General features: G+C 73.8%; 16 protein-coding genes. 2 read left to right on the plus strand and 14 right to left on the minus strand.

Going from position 1 to position 15,299, the window contains the following annotated elements; translation table 11 throughout:
• Positions 1 to 186: 186 nt before the first annotated feature.
• From FHX74_RS17730 to FHX74_RS17775, 10 genes are all read right to left on the minus strand, one after another.
• Positions 187 to 705 (minus strand): Asp23/Gls24 family envelope stress response protein, encoded by a 519-nt coding sequence (locus FHX74_RS17730; RefSeq protein WP_182561527.1) that lies wholly within the window; start codon positions 703 to 705, stop codon positions 187 to 189.
• A 128-nt stretch (positions 706 to 833) separates the two neighbouring features.
• Positions 834 to 1,619, minus strand: coding sequence for an aquaporin Z (gene aqpZ / locus FHX74_RS17735; protein WP_182561528.1), 786 nt, complete (start codon positions 1,617 to 1,619; stop codon positions 834 to 836).
• Between the two features lie 163 nt (positions 1,620 to 1,782).
• Positions 1,783 to 2,202, minus strand: coding sequence for a hypothetical protein (locus FHX74_RS17740; RefSeq protein WP_182561529.1), 420 nt, complete (start codon positions 2,200 to 2,202; stop codon positions 1,783 to 1,785).
• A gap of 267 nt (positions 2,203 to 2,469) precedes the next feature.
• Positions 2,470 to 2,700, minus strand: coding sequence for a hypothetical protein (locus FHX74_RS17745; protein ID WP_182561530.1), 231 nt, complete (start codon positions 2,698 to 2,700; stop codon positions 2,470 to 2,472).
• Between the two features lie 75 nt (positions 2,701 to 2,775).
• Positions 2,776 to 4,083 carry a sensor histidine kinase gene (locus FHX74_RS17750; RefSeq protein ID WP_182561531.1) on the minus strand — a complete coding sequence of 436 codons (1,308 nt, stop codon included), beginning with the start codon at positions 4,081 to 4,083 and terminating at the stop codon, positions 2,776 to 2,778.
• Positions 4,080 to 4,739: a response regulator transcription factor gene (locus tag FHX74_RS17755; RefSeq protein WP_328823908.1), complete on the minus strand. Its 660-nt coding sequence runs from the start codon at positions 4,737 to 4,739 to the stop codon at positions 4,080 to 4,082. Before FHX74_RS17755 ends, FHX74_RS17750 begins: the two co-directional genes overlap by 4 nt.
• Before the next feature lie 51 nt (positions 4,740 to 4,790).
• A complete protein-coding gene (locus FHX74_RS17760) occupies positions 4,791 to 5,258 on the minus strand; it encodes a DUF2231 domain-containing protein (protein ID WP_182561532.1) in 468 nt (155 codons plus the stop codon).
• A 193-nt stretch (positions 5,259 to 5,451) separates the two neighbouring features.
• Positions 5,452 to 5,970 (minus strand): GNAT family N-acetyltransferase, encoded by a 519-nt coding sequence (locus tag FHX74_RS17765; protein ID WP_182561533.1) that lies wholly within the window; start codon positions 5,968 to 5,970, stop codon positions 5,452 to 5,454.
• A 47-nt stretch (positions 5,971 to 6,017) separates the two neighbouring features.
• Positions 6,018 to 6,905 (minus strand): phosphotransferase enzyme family protein, encoded by an 888-nt coding sequence (locus tag FHX74_RS17770; protein WP_182561534.1) that lies wholly within the window; start codon positions 6,903 to 6,905, stop codon positions 6,018 to 6,020.
• Between the two features lie 53 nt (positions 6,906 to 6,958).
• Positions 6,959 to 8,743, minus strand: a complete 1,785-nt coding sequence (locus FHX74_RS17775) for a chloride channel protein (protein ID WP_182561769.1) — start codon at positions 8,741 to 8,743, stop codon at positions 6,959 to 6,961.
• Positions 8,744 to 8,829: 86 nt separating this feature from the next.
• Here FHX74_RS17775 and FHX74_RS17780 point away from each other — a divergent pair, with 86 nt between their 5' ends.
• Entirely contained in the window at positions 8,830 to 9,333 is a 504-nt protein-coding gene (locus FHX74_RS17780) for a MarR family winged helix-turn-helix transcriptional regulator (RefSeq protein ID WP_220484149.1), read from the plus strand.
• A 12-nt stretch (positions 9,334 to 9,345) separates the two neighbouring features.
• Here the strand turns inward: FHX74_RS17780 and FHX74_RS17785 are convergent, their stop codons facing one another.
• Positions 9,346 to 10,278: a LysR substrate-binding domain-containing protein gene (locus tag FHX74_RS17785; RefSeq protein WP_182561535.1), complete on the minus strand. Its 933-nt coding sequence runs from the start codon at positions 10,276 to 10,278 to the stop codon at positions 9,346 to 9,348.
• 93 nt (positions 10,279 to 10,371) lie between these two features.
• On the opposite strand from FHX74_RS17785, the gene FHX74_RS17790 reads away from it, so the two are divergent.
• The gene (locus FHX74_RS17790; protein WP_182561536.1) at positions 10,372 to 11,556 is read left to right on the plus strand and encodes a TDT family transporter; all 1,185 of its coding nucleotides are present in this window, start codon (positions 10,372 to 10,374) and stop codon (positions 11,554 to 11,556) included.
• Between the two features lie 47 nt (positions 11,557 to 11,603).
• Here FHX74_RS17790 and FHX74_RS17795 read toward each other — a convergent pair whose 3' ends face one another.
• From FHX74_RS17795 to FHX74_RS21225, 3 genes are all read right to left on the minus strand, one after another.
• Positions 11,604 to 12,329 (minus strand): HAD family hydrolase, encoded by a 726-nt coding sequence (locus FHX74_RS17795; RefSeq protein ID WP_182561537.1) that lies wholly within the window; start codon positions 12,327 to 12,329, stop codon positions 11,604 to 11,606.
• Positions 12,330 to 12,358: 29 nt separating this feature from the next.
• Positions 12,359 to 13,018, minus strand: a complete 660-nt coding sequence (locus FHX74_RS17800; RefSeq protein WP_182561538.1) for an HAD family hydrolase — start codon at positions 13,016 to 13,018, stop codon at positions 12,359 to 12,361.
• 78 nt (positions 13,019 to 13,096) lie between these two features.
• Entirely contained in the window at positions 13,097 to 15,271 is a 2,175-nt protein-coding gene (locus FHX74_RS21225) for a S9 family peptidase (RefSeq protein ID WP_182561539.1), read from the minus strand.
• Positions 15,272 to 15,299: the final 28 nt, after the last annotated feature.

The following is a 15,299-nucleotide window of genomic DNA, read 5'->3' on the forward strand; positions in this document are numbered from 1 at the left end:
CACCAGGTGTTCGCCCGATCGCCATCCGGTGGTCACGGTCGGGTGATCATGACCGCAGGGTGGAGATCGGGTGATCATCGCGAGACTCGCGCGGTGACCGGGGTTTCGCGGGAGCGGCCCTTCGGGCCCTCCCTGCGCGGCCCGGACCGGTATCGAGCCGGTCCGGGCCCAGGGATCAGCGCTGAGTCAGCGCAGCCCCTCCGACGAGGACGAGCCGGTGTCGGCGTCGTCGTCGTCCTCGGGCAGGTGGACGTCGGTCACGTTGACGTTCACGCCGACGACCTCGAGGCCGGTGCCGTACTCGACGGCGTTGATCACGTTCTCGCGGATCTGGTCGGCCACGTTCACGATGGAGACGCCGTAGTCGACGACGATCGCGATCTCGATGGCGGTCTGCCGCTCACCCTTCTCGACCGAGACCCCGCCGCTGACGTTGGTCTGGCCGCCGGGGATCCGCTGCGCGAGCTGGTTGATCGCGCGGCGCGCGGCGTTGCCCATGGCGAACACGCCCGGCACCTCGCGAGCGGCGATGCCGGCGATCTTGGCGACGACGGTGTCGGCGATGCTGGTGTCACCGTGCTCGGTGTGCAGCGCGTCGAGCTCCTTCGGCTGCTGCTGCTCCTGGGCCTTCGCCTGCTCCTTGGCCGCCTTGGCCTCAGCCTGGCGACGCTCTTCACCCGTGGCCGGGACAACGGACTGCGACATGTTCCGAACTCCTTCGCTGTGTGAGGACCTTGCACCCATGAAGACGCTCCCGGCGGGAGCTTCGTCACGGGCCGGCACGAACTTTTTCCGATCAGGTGTTGATCTTGGTGCCGGAGCTGAGACGAGGCTCAGCTCCGGGCGTGGGTGGCCAGCCGGTAGCCGAACGCGGCGATCGCCCCACCGACGAGCGGCGCGACGATGAACAGCCAGACCTGCGAGAGCGCGGCGGGACCGGCGAACCAGGCCACCCCGAGCGAACGCGCCGGGTTGACCGAGGTGTTGGTGACCGGGATCGAGATCAGGTGGATCAGGGTCAGGGTCAGGCCGATCGCCACCGGAGCCCAGGAGAGCGCGCGACGGGCCTCGGTGACCAGCAGGATGACCAGCACGAACACCGCGGTCAGCACGATCTCGGTGACCGCGCCCGAGGCGAGCGAGAACCCGCCGGGTGAGCGGTCGCCGTAACCGTTGCTGGCGAAGCCGGACCCGACCGGGTCGAAGCCCGGACGACCCGAGGCGATCAGGTAGAGCACACCGCCGGCGACGCTGGCCCCCAGCACCTGGGCGATCCAGTAGAGCGGCACCAGCTTCGGCTCGAGCCGTCCCGCGATCGCGGCACCGGTGGTCACCGCCGGGTTGAAGTGCCCGCCGGAGATCGGACCGACGGCGGCGGCCATCACCAGCACGGTGAGGCCGAAGGCGAGAGCCACGCCGACGTAGCCGACGCCCACCTCGATCTTGGTCGGGGTCTGCGCGGTGGCCGCGAAGATCGCGGTCCCGCAGCCGCCGAAGACGAGGACGAAGGTGCCGATCAGCTCGGCCCCGAGCTTGGCGGCCACCGACGGAGTGGGCTCGGCGGCAGCGGTCGGGGCGTTCCCGGCCGCAGCCGCACCGGCGTCAGTGCGGTTCTTCATGAGTGTTCCTCCTGTTCTGCGGGTTCCGCTGGAACCCGCCGGGTGGGTGACTCCGTGGGTCGGGTCAGGACACCCGGGTGCGGCTCACCCGGGTGCGTGGACAGCCGTGACCGGAGCCCGGGACGCGAGGCGCTCCGGCTCCGGATCAGGCGCGCGCGACCGGTCAGCCGGCGACGCGGTGGATGAGGTCGGCGATGAAGGGCAGCACCTGGTGCGCCTGCGACACCGCCGCCGTGGCGGTGGCGACCAGCGGGTAGACCGAGACGATCAGCGAGACGACGCACGCGATCACCGCCGAGACCCAGGCGCGCACGAGCGACCGCGACGTCGCGGTGAGGACGAGCAGGGCCAGTGTGATCAGGTAGCCGAGGACCACCACCAGGGTGATCTTGCCGACCGGGACGCGCAGCATCCCACCGGTGACGCCCTCGCCGCTGCCGATCAGCCCGATCACCGAGATCAGCACGACGACCGACACGACCACGCCGAGGACTCCGACCCCGAAGGCCACCCAGACCCCGCGGGGACGTCCACCCAGACGCCGGTGACCGGTTCGCCCGGTGAACTGCCGACGTCGCACCATGATCCGACTCCTCCCGTCCGTCCCACCGGCCGCAGGGCGCGCGTCAGCGCCCGTCGGATCCGCGGCTTCCGGCCGACGGCCGGGCCCGCGGAGGGCGGTGGGTGTTCGCTGTGACATCAGTGAGGACGCCACGAGCCGGGTGGTCGTCACGCGGACCCGCGGACGGATTTCACGCGGGTTCCGGTGCAGGGGCCGAAAGCGCGCCGACCTGCCACCCGGTGCTCCTCGGGTGACAGGTCGGGGCGTTGCGAAAGGTGTGCGCGGGGCTCAGTCCTGCTGGTGCTCGGCCTCCACCTCGTCGTTGTGGACGTAGCCGGGTGCCCCGGGGCCACTGGGCGAGGGGCTGCCGTCTCCCCCGCCCGGCAGCTTGTCGCGGGCCGCCGCGGCCGCCTCGCCGATCTTCTGCTTGACGCGGTCGGCGGCGCCGCCGGTGTCCTGCTGCTCGTCGGAGGCCGTCCCGTCGGGGGTCTGCTCGGTGGACTCGTCGGGCTGCGTCATGGTCGACCTCCGTCGTCGGATCGCGGATTGGGTGCCTGGATCAGCTACCCCGCCGGTCAGTACCTCACACCCCGGTCAGGCCCGGGCACCCGGCCCGGACCGTGGCGGGCGAGCCGCGGGCGGGAGGGTGACCGTGAAGACCGCACCGCCGCCGGGACGGTTGTCGGCGCGGACCGAGCCCCCGTACCGGGCGACGATCTCGCTGACCAGCGAGAGCCCGAGCCCGTAGTGACGGCGCGGACCGGTCTCGCCCCGCCGTTCGCCGCCGAACCGGTCGAAGATCTGGTCGAGCTGGTCGGCCCGGATCCCGGGCCCGTCGTCGGACACCACCACCCGGGGCCCCGGACCGCGGCGACCGGCCCGGCCGGCGCGCACCTCGACCTCGACCGCGCTCTCGGCGTGGTCGACGGCGTTGTCGATCAGCGCGGTCAGGGCGCGCAGCAGCGCCGCCCGCGAGGCCCGGACCACCAACGGCGACGCCGGCTCGCTCACCACCCGGAGTCGTACCCCGGCCTGCTGCGCCTGCCCGGTCGCGGCCGCCACCGCGGTGGCGGCGGTCGCGGCCAGGTCGACGTCCTCCGCGGGCGCGGCGCGGACGTCGGCGGAGAGCAGCAGCTCCTCGAGGATGGCGGTGAGGTTGGCTGCGTCCTGGACGAGGCCGTCGAGGTCGGCCAGCTCGGCGGGACGCGCCACGCCCGCGCGACCGTCACCCGCGCGGATCCGCCGGGCCAGCAGCTGCGCCCGGGTGCTGAGCAGGGTCAACGGGGTGCGCAGCTCGTGGGCGGCGTCGGAGACGAAACGGCGCTGCATCCCGAGCGCCTCGACCAGCGGCGCCACCACCCGGCCGCCGAGCCAGGCCGAGGCGGCGGCGACCACCACGATCCCCGCCAGCCCGGCCACGATCATCGCCTGCACCAGCCGCCCCAGCTCCGAGCGGTCCTCGGAGAGGTCGAGCACGGCCTGGACGGTGTCGTCACCGGTGCGGACGGTACGGACGGCGTAGTGCCGCCCGTCGAGCTCCACCGTTCGCTGGTCGGTGACGCCGGTCCGGGCCACCGTGTCCATCACCGCCCGGTCGGGCAGGCCGGCCGGCATCGCCCCGTCGACGGCGAAGTGGTGGTCGTCGGAGACCGCGACCGAGACCGAGCGGATCCGGGCGTCGTCGCCGTCGGGCCGGTCAGGTCGGCCACCGTGGGCCGCGGCCACCGCCTCGTCGAGCACGTCGACGGTCTGGGCGTTCTGCCCGCGGACGACCTGCACCACGACGATCGCCGCGAAGAGCGCCAGGATGGCCAGCAGCAGCGCAGCGGCCTGGGCCCCCAGGGTCCGGGACGCCCGGCGGAGCTCGGCGTCCGGGCGGGGCCGGACTCGTCGGCGCGTCATCGCTGACCGAGCTGGTAGCCGATCCCACGGACGGTGCGGACCGCCCCGCGGCCGAGCTTGCGGCGCAGGTAGTGGACGTAGGTGTCCACGACGCCGGGTTCGTCGGCCTGGGCGAAGACGGTCGAGAGCAGGGTGGCCCGGCTGAGCACCTGGCGCGGCTGACGCGCCAGGGTCGCCAGCAGGTCGCGTTCCCGCTCGGAGAGGTCCACGCGGGCGCCGTCGTCGAGCTGGACGACCCGGGTCTCGAGGTCGAGCCAGCCACCGGGCACCGCCAGCCCCTGCGCCTCCTCGCGGTGCCGCCGGGTGAGGGCGCGCAGCCGGGCCAGCAGCTCGTCGACGTCGAAGGGCTTGCCGAGGTAGTCCTCCGCTCCGGCGTCGAGGCCCTCGATCCGGTCGGTGACGAGGCCGAGCGCGGAGAGCACCAGCACCGGGGTGACCACCCCGCGCTGCCGGAGCCGACCCAGCAGGTCGAGCCCGTCGAGGGCGGGCAGCCCGCGATCGAGCACCATCAGGTCGTAGTCGCGGGTCAGGGCGAGGTGCAGGCCCCGCTGCCCGTCGAGCGCGGGTTCAACCTCGTAGCCCTCGTCGCTCAGCAGCTGGACGAGCATCGCGTTGAGCTGGCGGTCGTCCTCGACCAGCAGGAGCCGCGGCCTCACGGTGTCACTATGCACGACCGGCGACCCGTGGCGACGGCGCTGCTTCCCACCTCAGTTGCTCTGCCAGACCGCCTCGGCCCCGCTGTGGCCGACGAGCACCACCCAGACGAGCGTGCCCACCGCGGCGACCACGCCGAGCACCGCGGTGACCCCGGCGAGCCAGCGCGGCACCACCCGACCGCCGAGCGGACGCATGCCCGAGTAGCGCCAGGCCACCACGCCGATCGCGGCCACCGCCAGCACGATCAGCCAGGGCAGCAGCCCGTCGGCCAGCTCGGAGTGCCTCTCGATCAGCGGGTTGGGCCCGAGCTTGTGCTCGAGGGTGTCGCCGGACTCGGTGGTCAGCGGGTACAGCACGATGGCCAGCAGCGAGAGCGCGGCCGGGCCCCAGGCGAACCACTGGCGGAACCGCGGCCAGAGGGTGGCCAGCAGCACGCTGACGGCGGCGGTCGGGATCAGCACCACGGTGGCGTGCACGATGAGCGGGTGGGCCGGCAGCCCGAAGATCGACGGGAACATGGCGCCGATGCTCCGTGCCGAAGATCAGAGCTTTCTGTGAGCCGGTCGCGCCCGACGGGGCTGCCGCGGACGACCGCTCCTGCTCGACGGGTGCGGGTCGGCACCCCGAGCCGATCATGATCGGCTCGGCGAGCCCTCTGCTGAACCCGCCGAGCCTGTGACCGGGACGTCTCCGCCGCCGGTCGTCGGCACCCTACGACAGCGGATCGCCCGGTTGCTGAGAGTCACGCCCGCACCACGCCGCCCACGCGGGGCGCTCGATCCGCAGCCGCCGGAAAGCGAAGCCGTCGGTCGCGTTTCGCGGCTCCGTCTCGGTCAGCCCGAGTCGCCGCAGGATGCGGAGGGACACCGGGTCGTCGCTCTCCGCCCACACCGCCCGGAAGGCGAGGACGTCGAAGGCGTACGCCAGCCCGGCCTCCGCCGCCGCCGTCCCGAGACCGGCGCCCCAGCGATCCGAGGGGCCGATCAGATAGCCGAGCTCGCGCTCGTGCGCATCCCGTCCATGCAGATCCACGTAGCCGACCAGATCCCCGGCGTGCACCACACCGAGCCGGAGCAGGTCGCGCGCCGGCGTCGCGACCTGACCGTGCCAGAACGCGCTGAGCTCGGGCCCCGGTCCGCGGCTCCAGCCGGCCCGGGACCGGAAGGTGTCGTCGGCTGCCCAGCCGACGAGGACGGGGACGTCGTCGACCTCCAGCGGCCGGAGGCACACCCGCGGCCGTTCAGCTCGGTGGCCGTCGGTCGTGACCAGGCGAGCCGTCACGGGGCGAGCCGTTCGGCGATCGCGGTGGTGCGGCGCAACCCGTCGAGCTCCCAGCGGTCGGGTTGGCGACCAGCCGCCAGGTGGACGAACGCCAGACCCAGCAGCAACGACCACCACCGCAGCAGCAGCACCGGCCACTCGTCGTCGGCGAGCGGACGGGCCGCGTGGTAGGCGAGCAGCCGGTCGTCGTAGCGGCACCGCCAGACGTTGACCAGCTCCGCGGTCCGGTGGTCGACCGTGGCCAGCTCGAAGTCGAGCAGTCCGGTCAGCCGGCGACCGGTGAACAGCAGGTTGTGGGTGACGAAGTCGCCGTGCACCAGGTGACGCGGCCCTGCACCGAGATCGCAACGGGCAGCCAGCTCACGGGCCTGACGGAGCCGCAACGTCAGCCAACGGCGGTCCTCCGCGTCACGGCAGGCGTCGATCACCGCCTCGGGATCCCGCCAGCTCAGCGCAGCGAGCTGGTCGAACGACCCGGGCTGCGGTCCGAGACCGGTCACCCCCTCGAGTCCGTGGAACTCGGCCAGCAGGCTGCCCCACCGCTCGGCCGAGAGGGTGTCCGGGACCGATCCGGGCAGGAATGCCTCGAGCGTCCACCAGCCGTCGCCGACCGAGACCGGCTCGGCGATCGGCTCGGCGGCGGGCCAGTCTCGGTCGCGCACGACCGACTGGGCTCGACGGCGCCAGTGCACCGCGGCCGCGTGGGTGTCCGGCGTCTGCCACGGCATTCGTAGTGTCTCCCGCAGGACCAGCGCCCGGCCGTCACGGCGGACCTGCCAGTTGCGGCTGGCGCGACCGCCGAGGGAACGCTCGACGGTGACCCCGAACGCCACGGCCACGGCACCGGGCACGGCGGGGGCCTGCGGGTCGGGGTCGGACGGCACCTCCCGAGTCTGACAGCGCCGATCAGTACCCCAGCGGAAGGGCCGGACGCCGGTCAGCGGTGAGCAGGGACCGCCTCGGCCGTCCCGCGCACGCCGTCCCGCGGCGCCGCCGGTCGCCACGCCTCGGCCACCGCGGCGAGGACGTCGCGCTGGGTGACCCACCCGACGAGAGTGGCGCCCTGGGCGATCGGGACCGCGCCGAGGCCGTCGTCGATCAGCCGGATCGCCGTCGAGACCGGCGCGTCCGGCTCCAGCGGGTCGACCAGCCGGCAGAGGTCGAGCGGGTCGCTGTCCTCCCCCGCCGCCAGCGCGTCGAGGACCTGCCGGGTGTCGAGGACGCCGAGCAGCCGGTCGTCCCCGTCGACCACCGGAACCGTCGGTGTCGTCCCGGTGGCCAACCGGTCGGCCAGTTCGCGCAGACCGGTCCCGGCGCGCACCGGCTCCGGCGCCGGTCCCATGATCATCTGCACCGGCCGGGTGGCCAGCTCGGGCTCCGCCGGTGCGTCGAGATCGATCCCCCGCCGGAGCAGCTTGCGGGTGTAGATGGTGTCGGCCGACACCAGCCGGCTGACCGCCGTGGCCAGCACGATGGCCAGCATCAGCGGCAGGATGATCGAGTACTCACCGGTGAGCTCGAACATGATCACCACCGCGGTGATCGGCGCCCGCGCGGCACCGGCGAACACAGCCCCCATGCCCACCAGTGCGTACGCCCCCACCGAGCCGCCCGCGCCCGGCAGCACCAGGTGGACGACGTCGCCGAACGCGGCACCGGCCATCGCGCCGCAGAACAGCCCCGGCGCGAACACCCCGCCCGAACCGCCGATCCCGATGGTCAGGCTGCAGGCGATCATCTTGCCGACCAGCAGCACCAACAGGAAGCCGATGGCGTACCCGCCGGCCACCGCCCGGCCGAGCACGGGATAGCCGACGCCGTAGAGCTGCGGCAGGGCGACCAGCACCCCGCCGAGCAGCAGACCACCGACCGCCGGCCGCAGCCACTCCGGGCCGCGCCAGACGTGGTCGCAGACGTCCTCGACCAGGTAGAGCACCCGGGAGAAGCCGACCCCGACGAGTCCGGCGACCACCCCGAGCAACGCGAACAGCGGGTACTGCACCAGGTGCCCGACCGTGAAGGCCGGCAACCGGAGGAACGGCTCGTCCCCGAGCGCCGCCCGCCCGATGACGCTGGCGGTCACCGAGGAGACCACCACGAGCCCGAACGCCTCGACCGTCCAGGCCCGGAGGATCAGCTCCATCGCGAAGAACACCCCGGCCAGCGGCGCGTTGAAGGTGGCCGCGATCCCACCCGCGGCACCGCAGGCCACCAGCAGGCGGATCCGGGCCTCGTCGAGCCGGAACAGCTGGGCGAGCGACGACCCGAGCGCCGAGCCGATCTGGACGATCGGCCCCTCACGACCGACAGATCCGCCGCCCCCGATGCACAGCGCACTGGCCACCGCCTTGACCACCGCGACCTGGGGGCGGATCCGGCCCCCGGACCGCGCCACCGCCAGCATCACCTCGGGGACGCCGTGACCGCGGGCCTCGCGGGCGAACCGTTGGACGAGCGGCCCGTAGACCAGCCCGGCCAGCACCGGGGTGAGCAGCACGAACCAGCGCCCGAGGCCCGGCAGACCGGGGTGGGCGGCCCCGGGGTGGGCGGCGTAGTCGTCGAAGCCGGTCAGCAACCGGGTCAGGCCGAGGATCAGGTAGCGGAAGCCGACGGCGCCGAGACCGGCGCCGGCCCCGACCAGCAACGCGAGCCCGCCCAGCTCGACCCGCCGTCGGTACCGGCCGCCCCACGTCCACAGCGGCATCACCCGCGCCGTCGCCATCGCCACGCCCACCTCTCCTCGCACACGCCAACTTTTGCATTGTGCAATGTTTGGTGTCAGCACGCCAGTCGGCCTAACCTCGTTCTGTGCCGAGCAGGAGGACGAACGCGCGCACGGTCGCGCCGCCGGTGACCGACGAGCTGGTCGACAGCGTGCTGGCCGCCTCGCGCGCGCTGGTCGCCCTGTCGGCGCGCTCGATCGCCACCGCCCCCGAGGTGACGCTGCCCCAGTTCCGGATGCTGGTGGTGCTCGACAGCGGGGCGCGCAACCTGAGTGCGCTGGCCGAGGCCCTCGACGTGGCCCCGTCGACCGCGATGCGGATGGTCGACCGGCTGGTCGACGCCGGACTGGTGGAGCGGCGGGTGCAGCCCGAGGACCGCCGTCAGACCCTGTTGCGGCTCACCACCCGCGGACACCGCACCGTGCAGAAGGTCACCGGCTACCGACGTCGCGAGCTGGCCACCGTGCTGGCCCAGGTCGACCCGGCGCAGCGGGAGGCCGTCGGCCAGGCGCTCACCGCCTTCGCCCACGCCGCCGAGACCGTCTGGGGCAGCGTCGCGACCGACGAGACCGTCGCCACCCTGCCCTGAGCGTCCTGCCGGTCAGCCGGTGGCGGCCGACCGGATCGCCACAGCGACCAGCTGGCGCACCGGACCGGCCGGCGGGCGGGTGTCCCCGACCCAGACCGCCCGGAACGTCCGACGGGTGTCCAGGCCGGTGGTCGCCACCCGCACCAGGGACCCCGCGGCGAGATCCCGGTCGACGGTCGCCCGGCTGAGGAACGCGGGGGCCCCGCCGGCCAGCACCGACTCTCGCGCCGCGGTCGCCGTACTCACTTCGACCGCCGGCGCCACGCTCCGCAAGCCGTGCGCGGCCAGCGCCTGGTCGACCACCTCGCGGGTCCCCGACCCCGGCTCGCGTGAGGTCAGGGCGAGCGCGGCCACCTCGGCGGGACCGAGCGGGCGCCGCCGCCGGGCCAGCCGGTCCCCGGGGGCGACGACCAGCACGAGCTCGTCGTCCGCGATCTCGCAGGACCGCAGCTGACGGGGCCGCTCGGCTCCCTCGACGAAGCCGAGGTCGGCGCCGCCCGAGGCGACCAGCGCGACCACCTCGGCGCTGTTGGCGGCGCGCAGGCTGACCGAGGCGTCCGCGTCGTCCGTGCTGCGTTGCTGCCGGAAGACCGCGAGCCAGCGCGGCAGCAGGTGCTCGGCCACGGTCATGCTCGCCGCGATCCGCAGCGTCCGGTCCCGTTCGTCGCGGAGCGCTCCGATCGCTGCGTCCACCTCACCGGCCACCGCCAGCAAGCGGGCGCTCCACTCGACCAGCACCCGGCCCGCGGCGGTCAGTCCGGTCCCCCGGGCGCCGCGGTGCAACAGCGGGACGCCGACCTGGCGCTCCATCCCGGCCAGTCGCTCGGACGCCGACTGCTGGGTCAGCCCGACCGCGCGGGCGGCACCCCCGATGCTGCCGGTGCGGGCGACCTCGGTCAGCAACGCGAGCGACTCGAGCGGCGGCAGATGCGGTCCCGGACCCACAGGGTGACCCTACCCCTACCCACAGGCCGTGCCTGTGGACGCACAGGGCGGCACCGGCTACCGGCTGGTAGGGACGAGCAGCACGCTGGATCCATGAGCACCGTCCGGACCCACGTGACCCCGCTGCCGGCCGTCCTCGAGCGGGTGAGCGACAGCACCGCCGGTACGACGGGCGAGGCGCCGGCGTCCCGGCTCACCGGCCTGTTCGCCCGGCTCGAGGGTCAGTCGCCGCTCGGGGCGATCACCCCCAACTGGTTCGCCTCGGTGATGGGCACCGGGATCGTGGCCAACGCGGCGGCGACCCTGCCCGTCCGGCTGCCCGGACTGCTCGACGTCGCCCGGGTGGTCTGGGCGCTCGACCTGGCCCTGCTCGTGATCATCTCCGCGGCCACTCTCGCGCACCGGCTCCGACACCCCGGCCGGCGCTACCTCGCCGACCCGGTGATGGCGCACTTCTACGGGGCACCGGCGATGGCGCTGATGACCGTCGGGGCCGGCGCGGTGCTCGTCGGCGGCCCATGGCTCGGACACGAGCCGGCGCTGGTGCTCGACGCGGTGCTCTGGTCGGCCGGCACGCTGCTCGGGCTCGGCACCGCGGTGACGGTCCCCTACCGCGCGTTCACCGAACACCGCATCGGACCCGAGTCGGCGTTCGGCGGCTGGCTGATGCCGGTGGTGCCGCCGATGGTCAGCGCGGCCACCGGGCCGCTGCTGCTCCCCCTGGTCACCGACCCGCAGACCCGCGCCACCCTGGTGCTGGCCTGTTACGCGATGTTCGGCCTCACCCTGGTGGCCAGCCTGGTGATGATCACCCTGATCTGGCACCGCCTGGTCCACCACAAGCTCGGCGCGGCCGCAGCCGTCCCGACGCTGTGGATCGTGCTGGGACCGCTCGGCCAGTCGATCACCGCCGCCCACGTCCTCGGCGTCCAGGCACCGGCCGTCCTCCCGGCGCCGTACGGGCGGGCCTTCGAGGCGTTCGGGCTGGTGTACGGGGTGCCGGTCTGGGGCTTCGCGCTGCTCTGGGCGGCGCTGGCGCTCGCGGTGACCGTGCGGACCGTGCGGGCCGGGCTGCCGTTCAGCCTGACCTGGTGGTCGTTCACCTTCCCGGTGGGGACGGTGGTCACCGGCACCTCGGGACTCGCCGCCGCGACCGGGCTGCCGCTCTTCGCCGGAGCCGCGGTCGCGATCTACGTCGCGCTGGTGGCGGCGTGGCTGGTCGTCGCGGTGCGCACGGTGCGCGGCGTCTTCGACGGCCGTCTGCTGCGGGCGGTCTAAACCGCGGACGTTGGAACGGGGGTGATCCGCACCGACGTCGGTGCGGATCACCCCCGCTGTTCGCCGGGGGCGGCGAGGATCCGGTCGACGGCGTCGGCGAGCCCGAGGACCCGTCCGTCGGCGTCCGGCGTGCGGACCAGGAGAGCCGGGATGCCGGCGGCGCGCGCACCGGCGACGTCGGCCACCGGGTTGTCCCCGACCATCCACATCACCCGCGGGTCGCCGGCCACGTGCCGGGCCAGGACGTACATCGCGGGGTGCGGCTTCTCGTAGCCGGTGACGGCGGAGGTCAGCACCTGGTTGACCACCCCGGCCAGCCCGAGCTGTTCGACCAGCACGGACAGCTCGGGGACGTGGTTGCTGAGCACCACGTTCTGCCAGCCGTGGGCCTGCAGCCGACGCAGCGCGGGCAAGACGTCCTCGTAGACCGTCCAGGCCGCCGGGTCCAGGTAGGCCGACCGCACCGCGGAGGCCGCCCGCCGCGCCGCGGGTTCGTCGATGCCGGCGTCGAGGTAGGTCTGCAGGAACAGCGACGCGTGGTGGCCCCACCACCGGTCAGGAGTGTCCAGGTGCGGGTGCGGCTGCTCGGGCGTGTGCCAGAGGAAGCCGTCGCGGAGTCCTTGGCGGAGCTGGTCGAGGCTGACCTGGTGCGTGGGGTCGACGGCGTCGAGGGCGGCCAGCAGCGCCCCGCGCCAACGGTCGGCCCGGAACGCCAGGGTGCCGTCGAAGTCCCACAGCACCGTCGGCGCGGCGGTCACCTGGGGCTCCGGCACGGCCGCGAGACTAGCCGCGGCCGCTGCGGTCAGCTCGGACGGGCCAGCGGGGTCTCGTCGAGGTGGTCGCGGAGCTCGGTCAGCGAGTCGAACACCCGGACCGCCCCCGCCTCCTCGAGCTCCTCGACCGAGAAGCCGCCCGAGCGGACCGCGATGGTCGGGATGTCGAGCTTCTTGGCCGCGAGCACGTCGTAGGTGGAGTCTCCGACCATCACGCCCGATCCGCCGCCGACCTTGTCCAGCGCGGCGGCGACCAGATCGGGCGCCGGCTTGCTGGTCTCGGCGTCCTCCGACGTCGTCCAGGCGTCGGCGAGCCCCTTGCCGTCGATCAGGTCGAGGAACCGTTCGACGTGGTGGCGCTGACCCGAGCTGGCCAGCACCAGACGGAACCCGCGCTCCTTGACCTCGCAAAGCAGCTCGTGGGCACCCTCCAGCGCGGAGACCTCGTCGATCATCGGGTCGAACTCCTCCACCCAGGCGTCCCGCAGCGCGTCGCCGTGGACGCGTTCGACCTCCTGCTCCGCCAGGGTGGGGACGAAGGTGTCGCCGCCCATCCCGATCCCGCGGTGCAGCCGCCACAGCGGCCGGACGATGTCGAAGCGCCGGAACGCCCGGTACCAGGCCAGCGCGTGCTGGTAGTTGGTGTCGACGAGGGTGCCGTCGACGTCGAAGATCGCGGTGTCGGCCATACCCTGCGGGTACCCGCGGCCGGCCCGGCGGAACCACTCCGACCGGTCGGGATCGGCTGACCCGACGTGTCGCGCGGTTCAGGCGAGCGGCGCTGCGCCGGTGACCCAGTCCACCAATCGGGTGGCGAAGTCCGCGTAGGCGGCAGGACCCCAGCTGGCGGTGGGCGCATGGCCCTCCCCGGGGTAGCGCCGCAGCTCCGCGGACCGGCCGAGGCGGCGCAGGCCGGTGAACAGCTGTTCGGCCTGGGCCTCCTCACCCGGCAGCCCCGGCCCGCCCACGCCGATCAGCACCGGCGCGTCGACGCGGTCGAGGAACAGGTAGGGGCTGTTGACCACCCAGGTCTCGGGATCGGCCCACGGCGGTACCCCGAGCCGGCCCTGGCCGCTCTCCCACAGACCGTCGAGCGTCCGGCCCTCGGGGTACATCGCGCCGTACGAGGCGATCGGGTTGATCAGAGGCGCCGAGACGGCCGCCGCACAGAAGGTCTCCGGCATCGTGACGAGCAGGCTCAGCGTGGTGTAGCTGCCGTAGCTGTTGCCGACCACCGCCACCCGGCGACGGTCGACGGGCAGCACGTCGGGCAACCGATCGAGGACCTCGCGGACCATCGGTGCGAACTGCCGCATCGGGTCGCGGTCGGTCATCGGCAGGTCCGGGAAGGCGACGGCCCAGCCCCGCGAGGTCAGCAGGCCCGGCTCGACGATGCCGTTGTCCGGCTCGTACCGCTCGACCAGCTCCGAGGCGCGCGCATTGCCGCCGTAGACACTGATCACCAGCGGCCAGCCGTCGGCCGGGGGTGAGCCGAGCGGCACCAGGAGGCCGACGCCGGGCCGACTCCGGACGTCACCCCGGACTCGCTGCACGGTGTGGTGCCGGGGTAGCCCGGGGTTGAGCGCCGCCAGCCTGCGCAGTCCCCCGCCGCTCGCGAGCCACAGCTCACCGGGTTGTTCGGCGGAGGTCATCAGGAACACCCCCGCCGACGGCCCACCGCCGACGTGCAGAGCCGAGGCGGAGATCGAACCGGGGTGGACGGCCACGGTGTCGCGACGGCCGCGGACGAGATCGATCCGGTCGAGCGCGACCTGTCCGTCGGTGTTCCGGACACTGAGGAGCGCACCGTGATCATCGGTCACGATGCCGGAGCCGTCCGGCTCGACCAACCACTGCTCGACCTCGCCGACCGGGGTCGGGACCTCGACCGGGTCACCGCCGGAGACCGGGACGGCGACGAAGCCGTGACCCTCCTGGTGCCGGACGACCGTGGCGGCGTCGAGCCACCGGGGAGCCTGGTAGTCGGAGACGCCGGAATCGGTGCCGTGCGGGCCTTGTGCGCTCGTGCCTCCGGTGAGCCGCCGGGCGCCGGTGCCGTCGGCGGCGGCGACCCACAGCTCGTCGGCCCGCCGACGACCGGTGACCAAGTAGGCGAGCGCCGATCCGTCCGGTGACCACGACCAGCCCAGCCCGTACTGCTGGGCGATCTCCTCGGCCAGCGTCGTCCGTGCTCCGGAGACGAGGTCGATCACCACCAGAGCGAACCGCAGCTCGTGCCCTGCGGTGTCCACCCGGGTCACGCGCAGCCCGCCGACGCGACGGCCGTCGGGTGAGACCTGCCAGCTGCGGACGGTCCAGTCCTCGGCCAGCACCCGGACGTCACCATCGGTCCCGACCAGTGTGAGGTCGGAGGCGTCGAGCAGCGTCCGCGCGCGGGCGTCGTCCGGATCGTCCTGTGACCGCAGCACGCTCGGGGTGCGTGGGGTGTCCGTCGGATCGGTCCGGGGGCGCCGGGTCTCGACGAGCAGCGCCGTCCCACCGAGCGCCCACTGGGGCCGCTCGAACGGGTACTGGCTGCCCACCCTCACGGCGAAGTCGCGCACCGCGCCGTCCGTGGCGTCCCAGACCGCCAGGGTGGCGGGGTGACCGTCGCGGTGCACGCAGGCGGCGAGCCGGCGGCCGTCCGGTGACCAGTGGCCGCCCCAGCTCGTGCTCCACGCCGCGAACGGTTCGAACCGACTGCCGTCGTCGGTCCGCCACACCCGCACCCGCTGCCCAGCCGTCATCTGCTCGGGCAGGTCGTCGCCGTGGGCGCCAGGCCGACCGGCCGGTGAACGCGAGCCGCTGCGGATGCGCACCGTCATGGCCAGCAGGGCTCCGTCCATGCCGAGCGTCGGCAGCGCGGCACGGTCGGGCCGGACGACATCGAGCAGGTTTTCGACCCGCATCGGCGTCGACGGACGGGCAACGGGTTCCGGCACCCGCTCAACCTAGGCCGATGCCCTGCGC

The sequence above is a fragment of the Microlunatus kandeliicorticis genome, assembly GCF_014137855.1.
Lineage (GTDB): Bacteria > Actinomycetota > Actinomycetes > Propionibacteriales > Propionibacteriaceae > Microlunatus > Microlunatus kandeliicorticis.

Bases quoted from the DNA above. Each gene is read 5' to 3' on its own strand.
- FHX74_RS17750 (WP_182561531.1), bottom strand. From the start codon at position 4,083: ATGACGCGCCGACGAGTCCGGCCCCGCCCGGACGCCGAGCTCCGCCGG.
- FHX74_RS17800 (WP_182561538.1), bottom strand. From the start codon at position 13,018: ATGGCCGACACCGCGATCTTCGACGTCGACGGCACCCTCGTCGACACC.
- FHX74_RS17775 (WP_182561769.1), bottom strand. From the start codon at position 8,743: ATGGCGACGGCGCGGGTGATGCCGCTGTGGACGTGGGGCGGCCGGTAC.
- FHX74_RS17730 (WP_182561527.1), bottom strand. From the start codon at position 705: ATGTCGCAGTCCGTTGTCCCGGCCACGGGTGAAGAGCGTCGCCAGGCT.
- FHX74_RS17790 (WP_182561536.1), top strand. From the start codon at position 10,372: ATGAGCACCGTCCGGACCCACGTGACCCCGCTGCCGGCCGTCCTCGAG.
- FHX74_RS17760 (WP_182561532.1), bottom strand. From the start codon at position 5,258: ATGTTCCCGTCGATCTTCGGGCTGCCGGCCCACCCGCTCATCGTGCAC.
- FHX74_RS17745 (WP_182561530.1), bottom strand. From the start codon at position 2,700: ATGACGCAGCCCGACGAGTCCACCGAGCAGACCCCCGACGGGACGGCC.
- aqpZ (WP_182561528.1), bottom strand. From the start codon at position 1,619: ATGAAGAACCGCACTGACGCCGGTGCGGCTGCGGCCGGGAACGCCCCG.
- FHX74_RS17740 (WP_182561529.1), bottom strand. From the start codon at position 2,202: ATGGTGCGACGTCGGCAGTTCACCGGGCGAACCGGTCACCGGCGTCTG.